Annotated in this window: 16 protein-coding genes, 1 pseudogene and 1 riboswitch; of the genes and pseudogenes, 4 read left to right on the top strand and 13 right to left on the bottom strand. The window is 70.9% G+C overall.

What is annotated here, in order from left to right; translation table 11 throughout:
• Position 1 precedes the first annotated feature (1 nt).
• The gene (locus ACIBBH_RS01500) at positions 2–1,144 is read right to left on the bottom strand and encodes a glycosyltransferase family 4 protein (protein ID WP_399400757.1); all 1,143 of its coding nucleotides are present in this window, start codon (positions 1,142–1,144) and stop codon (positions 2–4) included.
• A gap of 119 nt (positions 1,145–1,263) precedes the next feature.
• Between ACIBBH_RS01500 and ACIBBH_RS01495 the strand changes: the two genes are divergently transcribed.
• Both ACIBBH_RS01495 and ACIBBH_RS01490 read left to right on the top strand, forming a co-directional pair.
• Positions 1,264–2,499, top strand: a complete 1,236-nt coding sequence (locus tag ACIBBH_RS01495; protein ID WP_399400755.1) for a glycosyltransferase 87 family protein — start codon at positions 1,264–1,266, stop codon at positions 2,497–2,499.
• Between the two features lie 232 nt (positions 2,500–2,731).
• Positions 2,732–2,923: pseudogene (locus ACIBBH_RS01490) on the top strand (PadR family transcriptional regulator); the annotation flags it as partial.
• Here the strand turns inward: ACIBBH_RS01490 and ACIBBH_RS01485 are convergent.
• The 5 genes from ACIBBH_RS01485 to ACIBBH_RS01465 all read right to left on the bottom strand — a co-directional run bounded on the left by ACIBBH_RS01485 (position 2,911) and on the right by ACIBBH_RS01465 (position 8,287).
• Positions 2,911–4,101: a hypothetical protein gene (locus ACIBBH_RS01485; RefSeq protein WP_399400754.1), complete on the bottom strand. Its 1,191-nt coding sequence runs from the start codon at positions 4,099–4,101 to the stop codon at positions 2,911–2,913. The pseudogene ACIBBH_RS01490 and the gene ACIBBH_RS01485 overlap by 13 nt on opposite strands.
• A 30-nt stretch (positions 4,102–4,131) precedes the next feature.
• Entirely contained in the window at positions 4,132–5,145 is a 1,014-nt protein-coding gene (locus tag ACIBBH_RS01480; protein ID WP_399400752.1) for an NlpC/P60 family protein, read from the bottom strand.
• A 277-nt stretch (positions 5,146–5,422) separates the two neighbouring features.
• The gene (locus tag ACIBBH_RS01475) at positions 5,423–6,454 is read right to left on the bottom strand and encodes an NlpC/P60 family protein (protein WP_399400750.1); all 1,032 of its coding nucleotides are present in this window, start codon (positions 6,452–6,454) and stop codon (positions 5,423–5,425) included.
• 213 nt (positions 6,455–6,667) lie between these two features.
• On the bottom strand, positions 6,668–8,011 hold the full coding sequence (locus tag ACIBBH_RS01470; protein WP_399400748.1) for an NYN domain-containing protein: 1,344 nt from the start codon (positions 8,009–8,011) through the stop codon (positions 6,668–6,670).
• A gap of 36 nt (positions 8,012–8,047) precedes the next feature.
• Positions 8,048–8,287: a hypothetical protein gene (locus ACIBBH_RS01465; protein WP_399400746.1), complete on the bottom strand. Its 240-nt coding sequence runs from the start codon at positions 8,285–8,287 to the stop codon at positions 8,048–8,050.
• A gap of 155 nt (positions 8,288–8,442) precedes the next feature.
• Between ACIBBH_RS01465 and ACIBBH_RS01460 the strand changes: the two genes are divergently transcribed.
• Positions 8,443–9,186 (top strand): rhomboid family intramembrane serine protease, encoded by a 744-nt coding sequence (locus ACIBBH_RS01460; protein ID WP_399400744.1) that lies wholly within the window; start codon positions 8,443–8,445, stop codon positions 9,184–9,186.
• Positions 9,183–9,464: an Lrp/AsnC family transcriptional regulator gene (locus tag ACIBBH_RS01455; protein WP_399400742.1), complete on the top strand. Its 282-nt coding sequence runs from the start codon at positions 9,183–9,185 to the stop codon at positions 9,462–9,464. The genes ACIBBH_RS01460 and ACIBBH_RS01455 overlap by 4 nt, the downstream gene beginning before the upstream one ends.
• 76 nt (positions 9,465–9,540) lie before the next feature.
• On the opposite strand, the gene ACIBBH_RS01450 is transcribed toward ACIBBH_RS01455, so the two are convergent.
• The 7 genes from ACIBBH_RS01450 to ACIBBH_RS01420 all read right to left on the bottom strand — a co-directional run bounded on the left by ACIBBH_RS01450 (position 9,541) and on the right by ACIBBH_RS01420 (position 16,690).
• Positions 9,541–10,902, bottom strand: coding sequence for an aminotransferase class V-fold PLP-dependent enzyme (locus ACIBBH_RS01450; RefSeq protein ID WP_399400740.1), 1,362 nt, complete (start codon positions 10,900–10,902; stop codon positions 9,541–9,543).
• 179 nt (positions 10,903–11,081) lie between these two features.
• Positions 11,082–11,198, bottom strand: a riboswitch (SAM riboswitch).
• A 77-nt stretch (positions 11,199–11,275) separates the two neighbouring features.
• Positions 11,276–11,449, bottom strand: coding sequence for a hypothetical protein (locus tag ACIBBH_RS01445; RefSeq protein WP_399400738.1), 174 nt, complete (start codon positions 11,447–11,449; stop codon positions 11,276–11,278).
• 34 nt (positions 11,450–11,483) lie between these two features.
• Positions 11,484–11,840 (bottom strand): PRC-barrel domain-containing protein, encoded by a 357-nt coding sequence (locus tag ACIBBH_RS01440; RefSeq protein WP_399400736.1) that lies wholly within the window; start codon positions 11,838–11,840, stop codon positions 11,484–11,486.
• 149 nt (positions 11,841–11,989) lie between these two features.
• Positions 11,990–13,054 carry an anthranilate phosphoribosyltransferase gene (gene trpD / locus ACIBBH_RS01435; protein WP_399400734.1) on the bottom strand — a complete coding sequence of 355 codons (1,065 nt, stop codon included), beginning with the start codon at positions 13,052–13,054 and terminating at the stop codon, positions 11,990–11,992.
• A 113-nt stretch (positions 13,055–13,167) separates the two neighbouring features.
• Positions 13,168–14,826 (bottom strand): cytochrome bc complex cytochrome b subunit, encoded by a 1,659-nt coding sequence (locus ACIBBH_RS01430; protein ID WP_399400732.1) that lies wholly within the window; start codon positions 14,824–14,826, stop codon positions 13,168–13,170.
• On the bottom strand, positions 14,823–15,881 hold the full coding sequence (locus tag ACIBBH_RS01425; RefSeq protein WP_399400730.1) for a Rieske 2Fe-2S domain-containing protein: 1,059 nt from the start codon (positions 15,879–15,881) through the stop codon (positions 14,823–14,825). Before ACIBBH_RS01425 ends, ACIBBH_RS01430 begins: the two co-directional genes overlap by 4 nt.
• A complete protein-coding gene (locus ACIBBH_RS01420) occupies positions 15,878–16,690 on the bottom strand; it encodes a c-type cytochrome (RefSeq protein ID WP_399400728.1) in 813 nt (270 codons plus the stop codon). Before ACIBBH_RS01420 ends, ACIBBH_RS01425 begins: the two co-directional genes overlap by 4 nt.
• Positions 16,691–16,700: the final 10 nt, after the last annotated feature.

Here is a 16,700-nt window from a genome sequence, read left to right as displayed (position 1 = left end):
CTCAGAGCAGTGTCCTCAACTTCTCCGCCAGCAAGTCCCACCGCCATTTCTCCTCCACCCACTGCCGCCCCCGCTCCCCCATCCGGCGGCGCAGCCCGGTGTCCCCGAGGAGGGCGGTGATCCGTTCGGCGGCCTCGTCCGGGGAGCCGCCACGGACGACCCAGCCGGTCTCCCCGTCGAGCACCGCGTCGGGCGCGCCCCCGGAGTCCCCGGCGACGACGGGCAGCCCGGTGGCGGAGGCCTCCAGGTAGACGATGCCGAGCCCCTCGACGTCCAGGCCGCCCCGCCGGGTCCGGCACGGCATGGCGAAGACGTCCCCGGCGCCGTAGTGCGCGGGCAGCTCGGACCAGGGCACGGCGCCGGTGAAGCGCACGGAGTCCCCGACCCCGCTGTCGCGGGCGAGGCGGCGCAGGTCCTTCTCGTAGGGGCCGCCGCCGACGATCAGCAGGACGGCGTCCGGCTCGGCCGCCAGGATCCGGGGCATGGCCCGGATCAGCGTGTCCTGTCCCTTCCTCGGCACCAGCCGGGAGACGCACACCACCACCGGCCGCTGGGTCAGCCCGAGCCGCGCCCGCACCTCGGCGCCGCCCGACTCGGGGTGGAAGGTCTTCTCGTCGACCCCGGGCGGCAGCTGCACCATGCGCCCGGCCGCCCCCGGGGTGAGCGCGGTGGCGATCCGGGAGCGCGTGTACTCGCCGAGGTAGGTGACCGTGTCGGTCGACTCCCCGATCCGGCGCAGCAACTGCCGCGCGGCGGGCAGCTGGGCCCAGCCGGCCTCGTGCCCGTGGGTGGTCGCCACCAGCCGCTCGGCGCCGGCCTTCCTGAGGGCCGGCGCCATCAGCCCCAGCGGTGCCGCCGCCCCGAACCACACCGAGGTGCACCCGTGTTCCCTCAGCAGCCCGACGGCCCGCCGGGTGGCCTGCGGGGTGGGCAGCAGCATGGTGGTGCGGTCGCGTACGACGGTGAAGGGCTGCTCGGCGTCGAACGCGGCCGTGGCCTCGACGCCTTCCCGGCTCCGCTTCCAGGTGGAGGCGTAGACGACCAGCCGGTCCGGGTCCAGGCGCAGTGCCATGTTGTGCAGGAAGGCCTGGATGCCGCCCGGCCGGGGCGGGAAGTCGTTGGTGACGATCAGGGTCTTGCGCATCGCCGCCGACCCTACCGAACGGGCCACGACCGGCCGGGGGCGGCTGAGTCTGTGGCACGCTCACAGGCGTACAGGACATCATGTTCCCCTCAAGCGGAAGTCGAACGGCAGGGAGTCGCGTGGAGACCAAGGGCGCCGGGTGGTCCCTGGCAGGGCTGTCGGTGACCTGGTCCGCGACCCGGCTGATGGTGCTGCTCTACGTCTTCCGGGTGCTGGTCTTCCCCGGCGCGGACGTGACGACCGACGTGTCCGTGATCTACCAGGGCTGGTACGAGGTGCTGCGCACCGGCACCTTCCCGCTGGACGACGTGACCTGGCAGTACCCGCCCGCCGCCGCGCTGGCGATCCTCTCCCCCGCCGCCCTGCCCTTCCTCGACTACACGCACGCCTTCTTCGTCCTGGCCTTCCTCGCCGACCTGGCCGTGCTGGCCCTGCTGCTGTACACCGGCCGGCGGCCCGGCAGGTCGCTGCGCGGCGCCTGGGTGTGGGTGGTGGGCGTCCCGCTGCTCGGCCCGACGGTGTACTCCCGCTACGACGTGATGGTGACCGCGGTCGCGGTGGCCGCGGTGCTCGCCGGTACCCGGCACCCCCGCGTGATGGGCGCGCTGGCGGGCTTCGGGGCGATGCTCAAGGTGTGGCCGGCACTGCTGCTGGTGGGTGCCGTGCGGCGCCGGGCGTGGGGTGCTGCGGCGGTGACCGCGGCCGGGGCGGCCCTGCTGTTCTCGGTCGCCATGCCCGGTTCCTTCGCCTTCCTCACCTTCCAGCGGGACCGGGGCACCGAGGTGGAGTCGCTGGGCGCCCTGGTCTTCCACGTGGCGCGGCACTTCGGCTGGCGCGGTGAGGTGCTGCTGAACTACGGCTCGGTGGAGTTCCTCGGCCCGTACGTCGACGCGGTCAGCACCGCCGCCCTGGCGCTCACCGGGTCCTGCTTCGGCTGGCTGCTGCTGTGGCGGGTGAACGCGAACCGGTTCAGGCCCCACACGCTCGCGGACGCGGCCTTCACGGCGGTGCTGATGTTCACGGTGACAAGTCGGGTGATCAGCCCGCAGTACCTGGTGTGGCTGGTCGGCCTGGCCGCGGTCTGCCTGTGCTTCCGGGCCGGCCGGATGGGCCTGCCCGCCCTTCTGGTACTGGCGGCGGCCTTCGTCACGGTCCTGGAGTTCCCGACCGGTTTCACGCACGTCATCACCAGCGACTGGTACGGCACCGGCCTGCTGTTCCTGCGCAACGGCCTGCTGGTCGCCGCCTCCGTCAGCGCGGCCCGCCGGCTGTGGCGCTCGACGGTCACCCCGGCCCCGCTGCCCGCGCTGCCGAGCCAGAGCGCTCCCTCGGAGGAGACCCCGGTGTCCTCCTGACCCCGGCCCGCGCGAACAGCGCCGCGACGACCGCGCGCTGCACCGCCAACGCGAGCGCCAGGGCCAGGCACACCCCCAGCAGGCCGAGCCCCGGCAGGCCGCACGCCGGCGGGAGCTGGTCGGCCGTGCCCAGCAGGGTCACCCCGCAGCAGCGCCGGCGCTCCCCCACTTCCCTCCAAGACCCCGCCCAGGGCGATGAACCCGGCCGTCAGCAGCAGGTAGGGCCGGGCGCAGCGCACTGCGCCGACGGCTGCAGTTCCTCGACACGCCCGCGAGTTTCTTCTACCGCAACGACGAACCCGTCCGGGCCGAGGAGACCGACGACCTGTTCCGGCAGGGCATGCTGCGGGTCGCGCGGGCCACCGGACAGGCCGAGCGCGCATGGCTGCGCGAGGCCGTCGACCGGCTGACTCAGCCGAGTTGAGCCCGCAGATAGTCCTGCCACCGCGCGGTGAAGTCCTCCGGCGTCGTTCCGAGCACCTTCTTCAGCGCGTCCTCGACCGCGCCCGCCCGCTTCTCGTGCGCGCCGACGGCCCGGTAGAACTCGCCGAGCCGGACCTCGCCCCAGCGGTCGGCGATCATCCGGCAGGCCAGCCAGCCGCCCTCGTACGCCCGGGCCAGGTCGACGGCGTCCGTGCTGAAGCCGAAGTCCTTGTCGGCGGGCAGGTCTGCCGGGACGTGGCCATCCTCGACCGCCCGCGCCAGCTCCGGCGCGGCCCGCGTCGCCGTACGGCCCGTGCCCAGGTAGCCGATCCAGTCGGCGTACCCCTCGGAGAGCCACAGCGGGGTGGCGGCGTGGGTGTGGGCGCGGGTGGCGACGTGGGTCGTCTCGTGGGTGAGCACGACCTGTTTGCCGACGTCGCCGAGGAGAGCGTAGGCCTCCGGGTTGACGGTGACCCGGTCGGCGGGCGCCTTGCCGGAGCCTCCCGCGTCCCCGGTGGTGACCGCGGCGATGCCCCGGTAGGAGGAGGCGGGCGAGCCGAGCAGTCCCGCCATCCCCTCCAGGGAGTCCGGTACGAGCACCACGATCCGCCGCGACCAGTCCGTGCCCCACTGCTGCGACACGGCCGGGACCGCGCGGTCGGCGAGCCGGGCGTAACCACGCAGCGCGTCGCCGGACTGCCCGACCCCGAGCACCAGGCTGTGCTCGCCCCGCACGGCCGTCACCGTGCCCTGGTCCCACAGCTGCTGCCCGGCCTTCCTGGCGGGCCGGTCGGAGTCGACGTACCACCGTCCGCCGGCGGTGAGCTTGAGGGTGAGCGTGCGGTCGGCGGTGACGGGGGCCTTGTCGTAGCCCTGGACCCGGTAGCGCAGTTCGGCGTCGGCGGTGGCGGTGGCGCCGCCGCGGTGCAGGCCGGTCAGGCGGTAGGCCCAGGAGGCCAGGGGGACCGCGCGCAGGTGCTCGTACGGGGCGCGGCTGCCGGTCGCGCCGTACGCCGCCTCGTCGTGGTCCAGCAGCGCCGCCGCCCGGCGGTCGAGGACGCGCTGCACCTCGTCCTTCGCCACGTCGGTCCCCGACTGCCCGCCGCACCCGGTCAGGGAGGCGAGCAGCAGACACAGCCCCACCACCGAGGAGCGCCACGCCCGCCTACGACCAGCCACTTTCCGATCGTACGGCCCGCTCGGCGAAAGTCAGGGCCGGGTGACCGAGGCGACCGGCATCATCCCGACCGGGTCGTAGCGCACCGGCGCGCCCGGGTAGGGCGCGTGGATCACCTGGCCGTTGCCCGCGTACATGGCGACATGGCCGGCGTCCGAGCGGTAGACGACCAGGTCACCGGGCCGGGCCTGGGACAGCGGGACCTGCCGGCCGGCGTACCGCTGCTCCTGCGAGGTGCGCGGCAGATGGACCCCGGCCTGCGCGTACGACCACTGCACCAGGCCCGAACAGTCGAAGCCGGAGGGCCCGTTGGCACCCCAGACGTAGGGGCGGCCGAGCGCGGAGCGGGCGGCGGCGAGGGCCGCTGCGGCGCGGGCGTCGGGGGCGACGGCGCCGGAGAGACCGGGGATGTCGAAGCGGCCGGAGCGGGAGGCCCGTTCGTAGGCGGCGCGCTCCGCGTCCGGCAGGGAGTTGAGCAGCTGCCGGGCCTTGGCGAGCTTCTTCTCCACGGTCCGCTTGTGGGCGGCGACGGCCTTGCGGCTCTTTTCCAGTTCGGCGAGCTTTCCGGCGGTCTCGGTGCGTTCCTGGGCGAGTTCGCGCATCGCCGACTGCAGTTCCTTGAGCCGGCCCGCCTGGCGGGTGCCGATCCGGTCCAGGGTCGACGCCTTGTCGAGGTAGTCGTCCGGGTCGTCGGAGAACAGCAGGGCTACTGCCGGGGCGATGCCGCCGGAGCGGTACTGGGCGCCGGCCAGCGAACCGAGGGCCTCCCGCATGGTGTTGACGCGCTGCTGCTGCCGGGCGATCCGGTCCTGCGCGTCGCCGACCTCCTCGCGCAGCGTGTCGGCGCGCTCGGCGGCCTTGTCGAAGGCCTCGGTCGCCCGCTCGGCCTCCTGGTAGAGCCGGTCCACGTCGGCGCGGGTGCCGTCGTGCGGCGCGGCGCTCGCCGGGACGGTGGCGAGCGCGGCGGCCGCGGCGGACAACACGCTCAGGGCGGCGCTGGCGCCCCGGTCGAACCCGGACGGTGCAAGGCGGCGATGGGAGCCCACGGGAGCCGCACTCCTTCCGCTGGCGGACACGGACCGTTTCCCGGACGCAGAGACGGGGAATCCGTCCCTGTGAGGGGGGAAACGCGCCAGACAGTAGCCGTGCGGACACACACCGGCCAAAGACCTCGGCGGGCACACAAACGCGACGCCCCGCCGCTGACGCAGGTCACCGGCGGGGCGTGGAGTCAGTTCCGGTCGCCGCGATTCGCTCGTTCGGGCGGCACGCCGCGCTGATCTTGGCGGGGATGTCGGTCCGGGATTTCGGCCGGGTGAGCGCTCAGACGCGCACGCCGAACTGGAACGGCATGTTGTTGATGGACTCGTAGCGCACGACGGCTCCGGTGTGCGGGGCGTGCAGCACCTGACCGTTGCCGGCGTAGAGGCCGACGTGGTGGAGGTCTCCGTAGAAGAACACCAGGTCGCCGACCTGGAGCTCGCTCATCGACAGACGCGTGCCGATGGTGGCCTGAGCCTCGGACGTGCGCGGGATGGAGACGCCGGCCTGGGCGTAGGCCCAGGAGGTCAGGCCCGAGCAGTCGAACGATGAGGGGCCGGAGGCACCGTAGACGTAGGGCGAGCCGATCTTGCTCTGGGCGGCGGAGAAGGCCGCGGCGGCCCGGCCGGAGGCGGCCTTGGTGCCGCCGAGGTCCACACGGTCGGCGGAGGAGCGGCTGGCGCGCTGCTGCTCGGCGGCGAGGGCCGCCTTCTCCTTCGCCGTCAGGGTGTTGAGCAGCTTCTGCGCATCGGCGAGCTTGCCCTGGACTTCCTTCTTCTTCTTGCCCAGCTCGGTGCGGGTGGAGGCGAGGTCCTTGAGCTTCTCGGTGGCCTCGGCGCGCTCCTGGGCGAGTTCGCGCTGTTTGTCCTGAATCTTCTTCAGGGCCTCGACCTGCTGGCTGCTCAACTGGTCGAGCGTGGAGGCCTTGTCGAGGTAGTCGTCCGGGTCGGAGGACAGGAAGAGCTGGACGGACGGGTCTATGCCGCCGGAGCGGTACTGGGCCGTGGCCATCGAACCCAGGCCGTCGCGCAGCTTGTTGAGCTCCTCCTGGCCGCGGGCGACGTTGTCCTGGATGGTGGAGATCTCCTTCTGGAGCTTCTCCTGCTTCTCCTTGGCCCCGTTGTACTTCTCGGTGGCCTGCTCCGCCTGCTCGTAGAGCTTGTCGACCTTGGCCTTGACCTCGCTCTTGCTCAGCTTCTCGCCGGGCGCGGCATTGGCGGCGTTCGCGCTGAGCGCGACGGCAGCGGCGGCTGCGGTGGTCAGCACGGTCACACGCGTGCGGCTGGGCTGCTTGGGTCGACGGTGGGACGCCACGACAGGCGAACTCCTTCTCGTGAGTGATCACCCGCTCGGAGGTTCGAGGCCAGACCCTAGTGACCCTCTTGTGATCAGATCAAATCCTCACACCAAAAAACCTCGTGACGCAATGCATTCTTTGCACTGAACCCACATGGAGTGATGCCCGCCTGACACTACGTTGCGTGACAGTTCCGCCAATTCGGGCGTTAAACCTCTACGTTGGCGTTTTCAGGACAGCCGCTTGAGAAGCACCGCAGAAGCCACGGGACGCGCACCCGCCTTGGCGATCCCGTCGGCCACCTCGCGGTCGGTCGAGGCGACGATGACCGGGCGGCCCGGAGGCTCCGCGCGCACCAGTTGACGGATGAGCTCGTCGGCCGTGACACCCGGCTTGGAGAAAAGCACGCGTACACCGCGCGGCGGGGCAAGCAGAACGGGAGCGGCCAGTTCGGCCCCGTCGAAGACGCACGTCACCTCGGCGCCGGTCTGCGCGGCGAGCTGGGAGAGCTGGCCGAGCAGCCGCAGGCGCTGCTTCTCCAGGGGCATCTGGGGATAGCCGGTCTTGGTGACGTTGTAACCGTCGACCACCAAGTGCGCCTGCGGCAGGGCGAGAAGCTGGTCGAGGATCGCGGGGTCGTTTTCGGACAACGCCCGCGCGGCGATGTCCTTCGGGGTCATTCGTCCCGGTTCGACCGCGTCCACGGTCTCCGCCGGCCGCACCGACACCGGCGGCAACGCCAGTTCCCTGCGCAGCCCCTGGGTCGCGTCCAGCAGGGTGTCCAGAAGCAACCGGACGCGCATGTCCTCGACACTGCGCCCCTCGCGCGCTGCTCTGCGCGTGGCCTCCAGGGCGGCCTCGGCCTCGCCCAGGCGGGCCTTGAGCCGCCGGGTCTCGCTCTCCGCGGCGGACACCTGGGCGTGCCGCTCGGCGCGCACCGCCTCGATCTCGCCCTGCGCCTTGCGCAGCGCCGCCTCGCCGCGCTTGACGTCGCTGAGGGCGGCGCGGAGCTTGCGGTGAAGCGATTCCGATTCCCTCTTCGCCGCGTCCAGCTCGGCGCGCAGCCGCTCGGTCTCGGCCCGGGTCTGCTCACGGGCCCGGTCGAGCTCCTCGCGCAGCCGCTCCAGCTCGGCGCGGCTCTCCTCACCGGCCCGCTCGGCGTCGGCCCGCTGGGCCTCCTCGCCGGCCGCGGTCACCAGCTTCACCCAGCCCGCGGGGCGCAGTACGTAGGCCGCGGCCGCCACGTCGAGCGGGTCCGCGGCCGGGGGCGGGGAGCCTGAGTCGAGGGCGCCGGCGAGTTCCGGCTGGGCCTCTCTGAGCTTCTCTGCGATGCGCTGGCGGAACAGCGGGTCGGTCTCCAGCGCTGCGGCCATCGCGTTGCCCGCGAACTTGGCACGGCGATTGGGGGCAAAGCGGGCGTACTGCCTGAGCTGGGCGGGCAGTTCGGCCACCGTCAGTCCGCCGAAACCGTCCGAGACGATCTGCACGACCCGCCGTCGCACGCCCTCGGGCAGCGGACGGTCAAGCACCTCGGCGGTGCCGTCGCCCGGCCCCCCGCCTGTGGTCTCCACCATCCGTCACACCCCAATACCTGTGGGACCGTCTCCCGCTCAGGAGTCGGCGCCCGGCCTGTCCACGAGTTCCACCTGGTCCACCGCGTTGCACCAGCGGCAGCGCACCGACTCGATGGTCTCACTGACCACCTCGCGCTCCTCGATCTTCGGCTCACCGGCGAGGTCGAGGTGGACGTACTCGACGACCTTCGACGAGCGGGTCACGTCGAATCGGGTGAGGTTGCCGCAGAGGGTGCAGCGCCACCGGGTCTCGGCGGTCGGCAGGGGAACCGGCATCGTGACTGTTCGCTTCCTTCTAGTGTCCGTGACACGTCGTCCTGGCGACGCGTATGGCTCGTAACCCTACGGCCTGGCCCGTACCCGCCGCCCCTCCGTCCGCGGCGGCGAGGCGGTCTGTTCGCTTGCGCCCCGTTACGTCATGCTCTGTGGTCATGATCAGCAACTGGAGCGCGGTGGCCGCCCGGACCTTCAGGACGGTCCGGGGCTCGACGGCGCCGATGACGCACGCCCTGATCGGCCTGTGCTGCCTGCTCTTCCTGCTCGGCCCGGCGGCGGGGCTCAATCCGGCGTACGGCTCCGGCGGCGAGCTGCTCGCCGTGCAGCGGGCCTACTTCCGGCGCTGGGGCGTGATCCCCGCCGAGCTGTTCGACGGCCCGGCCCGGGAGGCCCTCACTCCGGCGACGGCTCTGTTCGTGCACGGCAGCTGGGTGCATCTGCTGGGCAACATGCTCTTCCTCTACGTCTTCGGGGCGATGACCGAGGAACGGATGGGCCGCGTGCAGTTCACCCTGTTCTACGTCGGCTGCGGCTACCTGGCGCTGCTCGGGTACGCCGCCGCCAACGCCGCCTCCGAGCAGTCCCTGGTGGGGGCGTCCGGGGCGATCTCGGCGGTCCTCGGCGCGTTCCTCTACCTGTTCCCCGGCGCGCGCGTCACCAGTCTCCTGCCCTTCCTGTTCTTCCTCCCTCTGCGCTTCCCCGCCTGGGTCGTGCTCCCCTTCTGGGCGGCCCTCCAGTGGCTGGCGGCGGGCCGTGCCCCGCAGGGCCCCGGGGTGGCCTACCTGGCCCACCTGGTCGGCTTCGCGCTGGGCTTCGTCTTCGCGTGGGTGCGGTTCGGGCGGCCGACTAAAGTGAAGGCCGCCCCAGCTCCGGCCCCCGAGGGAGAGAACCAGCCGTGATCACCGCGATCGTGCTCATCAAGACCAGCGTGGACCGGATTCCCGAGATCGCGGAGCAGATCGCCGCGCTGGACAGTGTCAGCGAGGTCTTCTCCGTCACCGGCACCTATGACCTGATCGCCATGGTCCGGGTGAAGCGGCACGAGGACCTGGCCGAGGTCATCCCGGGCCGGATCAGCAAGATCCCTGGTGTGGAGGCCACCGACACGCACGTGGCGTTCCGTACCTACTCCCAGCACGACCTGGAGGCGGCGTTCGCGATCGGGCTGGACAACTAGGACTGCTAGGACTACTACGACTGCTGGGACGACCGAACGCGCGCCGAGCCTGCCCAGGGCCCCGGGCGTACCGGGATCAGACGGCCGGGACGCAGCGCCCGTCCTCGGTGCGGTACCGCCACTTGGCGCCGTCCCGGACCAGCTCCTTCACCGCGTTCACGAACCGCTCCACGTGCTCGTCCGGCGTACCCGCGCCGAAGCTGACCCGGATGGCGTTGAGGGACTTCTCCCCGGGCGCGGCCTCGGGAGCCCCGCACTCGCCCTGCGTCTGCGCGTCGCTGCCCAGCAGGGTGCGCACGAGGGGGTGGGCGCAGAACAGGCCGTCGCGCACGCCGATGCCGTACTCCGCGGAGAGCGCGGCGGCGAAGTGGGAGCTGTTCCAGCCCTCGACGACGAAGGAGATCACGCCGACGCGCGGGGCGTCGTCACCGAAGAGGGAGAGGACCCGGACCTCGGGCACCTCGGCGAGGCCCGCGCGGACCTTCTCGATCAGGTGCCGCTCCCGGGCGACCAGCGTGTCGAAGCCGGCCTCCGTCAGCGCCTTGCACGCGGAGGCGATGGAGTAGGCGCCGATGACGTTGGGCGAGCCCGCCTCATGCCGCGCCGCGCTCTCGTGCCACTCCACGTCCACCCCCCCGTCCGTGCGCCGGGTGACCTTGCGGCTGGCGCCGCCGCCCGCGAGGTACGGCTCGGCCGCGCGCAGCCAGTCGGCGCGGCCGGCCAGGACGCCGGAGCCGAACGGGGCGTACAGCTTGTGTCCGGACAAGGCGACCCAGTCGACGTCCAGGTCCTGAACGGACACCGGGTGGTGGGGGGCCAGTTGGGCGGCGTCCAGCACGATCCGGGCGCCGTGCGCGTGGGCGGCGGCGGCCAGTTCCCGTACGGGCCACAGCTCGCCGGTGACGTTCGAGGCGCCGGTGACGCACACCAGGGCCGGGCCGTGGGGGTCGCGGTCGGCGAGAGCCCGCTCCAGCGTCGACACGGCCTGCCGCGGGGTGCGCGGGGCGTTGAGGTAGGTGACCCGCGCGTCCTTCCAGGGCAGCAGCGAGGCGTGGTGCTCGGTCTCGAAGACGAAGACCTGGCAGTCGGCGGGCAGCGCGGCGGCGAGCAGGTTGAGGGAGTCGGTGGTGGACCGGGTGAAGATCACCTGGTCGGCCGGGCGGCAGTCGAGGAACTCGGCGACCGTCTTCCGGGCGTTCTCGAAGAGGTCCGTGGACAGCTGGGAGAGGTACCCGGCACCGCGGTGGACGCTGCCGTAGTACGGGGCGTACGCCGCCACGTCGTCCCAGACCCGCTGGAGCGCGGGGGCGCTGGCCGCGTAGTCGAGCGCGGCGTAGGTGACCTCCCCGCCGGTGACGAGCGGCACGGTGACGTCCCGGCCCAGAACGGGCAGCGGGGTGCAGACGGACTGGTCGGCGGCGACGGTGGGGACGGACATGGCGAACTCCCGTGAGAGGCAAGGCGAAACCGCCACGCGAGCGCGCACGGCTCGAGCGTGGGGAAGGGAAAGGGGTATGCGGAGGCGGGGCTCTACGCCCTATCGCATTCGCTTGCTCACAGAAGGCTCCCTCGACGACCAGGACCCCTGGTACTGCGCTCGTTCAAAGAGCCGCGAGGGGTCCGCGCTTGCCGTAGACCTCGCTGCCTACGGCCTGGTCTTCACCCGGGGCACCCCGCCACGGACGGAGGGTTGCCGGACAGTCGGCCGGGGCCTCATGACTGTCACTCATGACCTGGAGAAGAACGTACGTGACCCGATCACCGGCCCGCAACTCGTGTCCGGATCGCGGGACACCCTCCTGGCGTCGGGATCAGCGGACGAAGTGGTGCCGACGCGAACGCCGGGACCAGCGCACGCCGAACAGGACCAAGTCGGCGAGGAGCACCACGGCGCCGATGATCAGCAGGTAGAACAGGCCTTTCACTGCCACGCCGATGAGTCCCAGGACGATGGCAACGAGGATCAGGAACAGGAAGAGTGCCATCGGTGACCACATCCTCGCTCTCCACCCGGTCCGGTCAGCCGCGCGCGAGACGGCGTCCGTGGTCGGCGTCGGCCTGGTAGGGCCTGTCGTAGTGTTCGAAGATCTCGTGCTCCCGCTCGACCGGCAGGACGTCGTCCGTGCCGATGGAAGGCGCCTTCTTCACCTGCGCCCGGGAATGGGCCACCTTCACGTAACCGGGTCCGAGAGTCGCCTCGTCGAGCGGGACGAAGACCAGCCGGTGCCGGGTCGGCAGCCCGGTGCGGACGGTCGCCATGGCAGGCGCGTCGGTGGCGGTGTCCACGTACACCGCTTCGAGGGCCCCGATCTTGCGGCCCCTGGGATCGATCACGTCGTGGTTGCGCCACTCGCGGACATCGGCTGAGTGGATCATGTCTCGCTCCTTGGGGACCGCCCCTCCCGGACACCGCAGGCGGAAGCGGAGCGGCCGCGGGAGAGCTGCCACGTCTTCACTCTACTCCCGCCACCCCTTCGGCCGACGGCTCGAGTACCCGACCCGGCACCTCCCGCGACCGCTCGAGGTCACGCGTTGCTCGCGGCCACCCAGCGGTCGAGGGTCCGCTTGGCCGCCCCCGTATCGATCGACTCGGCCGCCTTGCGCATCCCGGCGCGAATCTGCTCGGCCAGCGGCTCTTCCGTCGGGTCCAGGGCCACCAGGGCCGCCGCCGAGTTCAGCAGGACGGCGTCGCGTACGGGGCCCGCCTCACCGTCGAGGAGCCTGCGTGCGACCTCCGCGTTGTACGACGGATCACCGCCGCGCAGGGCCTCCACCGGCACCAGCTCGATGCCGACGTCGCGCGGGTCGAAGCTCTCCTCGACGACCTTGCCGTCGCGCACCACCCAGACGTGTGACGTGGACGTCGTCGTCAGCTCGTCGAGGCCGTCGTCGCCGCGGAAGACCAGGGAGGAGTTGCCGCGTTCGGCCAGGACACCCGCGATCATCGGCGCCAGACGGGGGTCCGCGACGCCGACCGCCTGGGCCTTCACCTTCGCCGGGTTGGTCAGCGGCCCGAGGGCGTTGAAGACCGTCCGGATGCCCAACTGTGCCCGGGCGGCGGCCACATGACGCAGCGCCGGGTGGAACTTCACCGCGAAGCAGAAGGTGATGCCCGCCTCCTCCGCGACCTCGGCCACCCGCAGCGGTGTCAGGTTCAGATTGACGCCCAGCTTCTCCAGGACGTCCGACGAGCCCGACGCCGAGGAGGCCGCCCGGTTGCCGTGCTTGACGACCTTCGCGCCCGTGCCGGCCACCACGAGCGCCGACATCGTGGAGATGTTCACCGTCTTCGCGCCGTCGCCGCCCGTGCCGACGATGTCGACCGTGCGGCCCGACACCTCGATCACATTGGCGTGCTCGTACATCGCCCGGACCACGCCGGTGATCTCCTCGACGGTCTCGCCCTTGGCGCGCAGCGCCACCACGAAGCCGGCGATCTGCGCGTCGGTGGCCTCGCCGCGCATGATCTGGTCCATCGCCCAGGCCGTCGCGTCGGCACTCTGGTCACGGCCGTACAGCAGGGCGTTCAGTACCCCGGGCCAGGAACGGCCCGCCGCGGTGTCGCCTCCAGCGGGGGTCACAGCGCTCATCAGCCGCTCCTGGTCGTCGTAGAAGAGTGTGATCCCACCCTATCCAGCCCGGGGCATGGCGAAGGGCCCCGTCCGAAGACCGGACGGGGCCCTTGCCGTGGCGTGCGCAGCGATCAGTGGTGGCCGTGGCCGCTCGTGATCTCCTTGTACTCCTCGGCAGTCGGCTTCGGGATCTGGGAGTCCTCACCGTAGTAGGCGCCGCTGAGCTTGGCGCGCAGCTTCTCCGTGCCCTTCACCTTGCGCTCGACACCGTTCTCGTCGACCGTCGGGCCGATCTCGGCCGGCTTGTACTGGTGGTGGGCCGTGAGGGTGTGCAGCTGCTCCTGGCTGAGCGGCTCGTGGACCTCGATGAACTCACCGTGCGGCAGGCGCTTGATGATGCCGGTCTCGCGACCGTGCAGCACCTTGTCGCGGTCCCGGCGCTGCAGGCCGAGGCAGATCCGCTTGGTGAGGATGAACGCGATGACCGGTCCGGCGAAGAAGCCGATGCGGACGAACCAGGTGACGGCGTTGATCGACAGGTGGAAGTGCGTGGCCCACAGGTCGTTGCCACCGCCCACCAGACCGATCATGTACACCGTGACCCAGGCGACGCCGAACGCGGTACGCGTCGGGGCGTTGCGCGGGCGGTCCAGGATGTGGTGCTCGCGCTTGTCGCCGGTGACCCAGGACTCGATGAACGGGTAGACCGCGATCGCCGCCAGCACGAGGCCGAAGAGGATCAGCGGGATGAACACGCCCAGGACGAGCGTGTGACCCCAGAAGTTGATCTCCCAGCCCGGCATGTAGCGGACCAGACCCTCGGCGAAGCCCATGTACCAGTCGGGCTGGGCACCGGTGGACACCTGGTCCGGACGGTAGGGACCCATGGCCCAGATCGGGTTGATCTGCGCGATCGCCGCGATGGCCGCGATGGCACCGAAGACCAGGAAGAAGAAGCCTCCGGCCTTGGCCATGTACACCGGCAGCAGCGGCATGCCGACGACGTTCTCGTTGCTCTTTCCGGGGCCGGCGAACTGCGTGTGCTTGTGGTAGAAGACCAGGATCAGGTGGCCCACGACCAGGCCGAGCATGATGCCCGGCAGCAGCAGGATGTGGATCGAGTAGAACCGGGCCACGAAGTCGTGGCCGGGGAACTCGCCGCCGAAGAGGAAGTACGAGATGTACGTGCCGACGATCGGCGTGGACAGGATCGCGCCCTCGGTGAAGCGGACACCGGTGCCGGAGAGCAGGTCGTCCGGGAGCGAGTAACCGGTGAAGCCGGTGAACATGCCCAGGACGAACAGCAGGAAGCCGAACAGCCAGTTGATCTCACGCGGCTTGCGGAACGCGCCGGTGAAGAACACGCGCATCATGTGCACGAACATGCCGGCCAGGAAGATCAGCGCGGCCCAGTGGTGGATCTGCCGGATGAGCAGACCACCGCGTACGTCGAAGGAGATGTGCAGGGTCGAACTGAACGCCTCGCTCATCAACTGGCCCTGCAGCGGGACGTAACTGCCGTGGTACTCCACCTCGTTCATCGACGGGTGGAAGAACAGCGTCAGGTACACACCCGTGAGGATGATGATGAGGAAGCTGTACAGGCAGACCTCGCCCAACATGAACGACCAGTGGTCGGGGAAGATCTTGCGCATGTTGGACTTGGCCAGGGAGTAGATCCCGAGCCGGCCGTCGGCCCAGTCGGCGACGCGCTCGCCGGCCGGCGCCTTCCCGCGGGGGCGGCCCGCGCCAGCGGCGGACGGACTCGTTTCGTTGGGTGTAGTACTCATCCGCGCTCCCAGAATGCAGGACCGACGGGCTCCTCGAAGTCGCCGAGCGCCTGGAGGTAACCCTCGTCGTTCACGCCGATGCGGAGCTGAGGCAGGGCGTGACCGGCGGGGCCGAAGATCACTCGGGCACCGTCGGAGAGGTCGAAGGTGGACTGGTGGCACGGGCACAGCACGTGGTGCGTCTGCTGCTCGTACAGCGAGATCGGGCAACCGACATGGGTGCAGATCTTCGAGTACGCGACGATGCCCTCGTGCGACCACTCGAGCTCGCGCTTGTCCTTGATGTTGTCCGGCTGGAGCCGGATGATCATCAGAGCCGCCTTGGCGATCTCGTTCTGGAACTCCTCGTCCGCCTCCTCCAGGCCCTCGGGCTTGGCGAAGGTGAGCGAGCCGACCTGGACGTCCTCGGGACGCAGCGGCTGGTTGGTGTTCACGTTGACGAGCAGCTTGCCCTTGGCCCACAGCGTGTGGCGGAGCGAGGTCCCGGGCAGCGGGCCGAGGTCGCGCAGCAGGACGACGCCGGAGAGCGGCACCAGGGTGAGCGCGCCGAGCATCGTGTTGCGGATCAGCTTGCGGCGGCCGAGCGCCGACTCCTTGGCGCCCTGCTTGAAGTCCGCGTGGACCTGCGCCCGGACCTCGGGTGAGGCCTCGATCGGGTGACGCTCGTCGGCGATCTCCACGTCGGACATCAGGGTGCGGGCCCAGTGGACCGCGCCCGCGCCGATGCAGAACAGCGCCGTACCCAGCGTCAGGCCCAGCGCGAAGTTGAGCGCGCTGATGTGCCCGATCGGGAAGACGAAGATCGACTTGTCGGCCGGGATCGCCACGTAGGCAGCGATGAAGCCGATGGTGGCCAGCATCGACACCGTGAACAGCAGGGCGACCACACGCTCGGACCGCTTGGCGGCCCGCTCGTCGATGTCCTGGATCCGGTGCTCGTGCGGCGGAAGACCCGGGTCGGCGAACGGGTTGCGCTCGTCCGCCACGCCTACGGCGCCGTGCGTGGTGTCCCGCTCGGCGGGCAGGTTCTCTTCTGGAATGTCTTGGCTACTCATGACTTCTTGGCCTTTGCGGTCCGAGCGGCGACCCAGACGGCGACCGCGATCAGGGCACCGAGACCGAAGATCCACGCGAACAGACCCTCACTGACCGGCCCGAGGCCGCCCAGCTCCAGACCGCCGGGGTTCTCCGTCTCGTCGCTGTTGACCGTGTGCAGGTACGCGATGATGTCCTTCTTATTCTTCTCCGACAGTGTGGTGTCGGGGAAGGACGGCATGTTCTGCGGGCCGGTCTGCATGGCCTCGTAGATGTGCTTCGGGTCGACGCCCTCCAGGGACGGGGCGAACTTGCCCTTGGTCAGCGCACCACCCTTGCCGGTGAAGTTGTGGCACTGCGCGCAGTTGGTGCGGAACAGCTCACCACCCTTGGCGATGTCCCCGTCGCTCGGGTTGTACTGCGACTTGGTCGGCACGCTCGGACCGGCACCCAGCGAGGAGATGTACGCCGCGAGCTGGTCGATCTGGGCCTGGGTGTAGATGTTCTTCTTGCGCGGGACCTGCGCACCCTGGGAGGTGGCGGCCGGCATACGGCCGGTGCCGACCTGGAAGTCGACGGCCGCGGCGCCCACGCCCACCAGGCTCGGCCCGTCGGAGGAGCCCTGGCCACCGGTGCCGTGGCAGCTGGCGCAGCCGACGGAGTAGAGCTTCTTGCCCTCCTCGATGGTCAGGGACTGGGAGGTGTCGTCGGCCTGCGCCTTGCTCGCGGGAGCGAACGCGGCGTACAGCCCCCCAGTGGCCGCCAGCGCGAGGAGTAGGACGACGACCGCCGCCAGCGGATGGCGTCGTCGTGCGGAGAGCTTTTTCACGGATTACCCC

It is taken from the genome of Streptomyces sp. NPDC051636 (assembly GCF_044453765.1).
Lineage (GTDB): Bacteria > Actinomycetota > Actinomycetes > Streptomycetales > Streptomycetaceae > Streptomyces.
The sequence above is the reverse complement of the archived record's forward strand: the minus strand, read 5'-3'. Positions and strand labels throughout refer to the sequence as shown.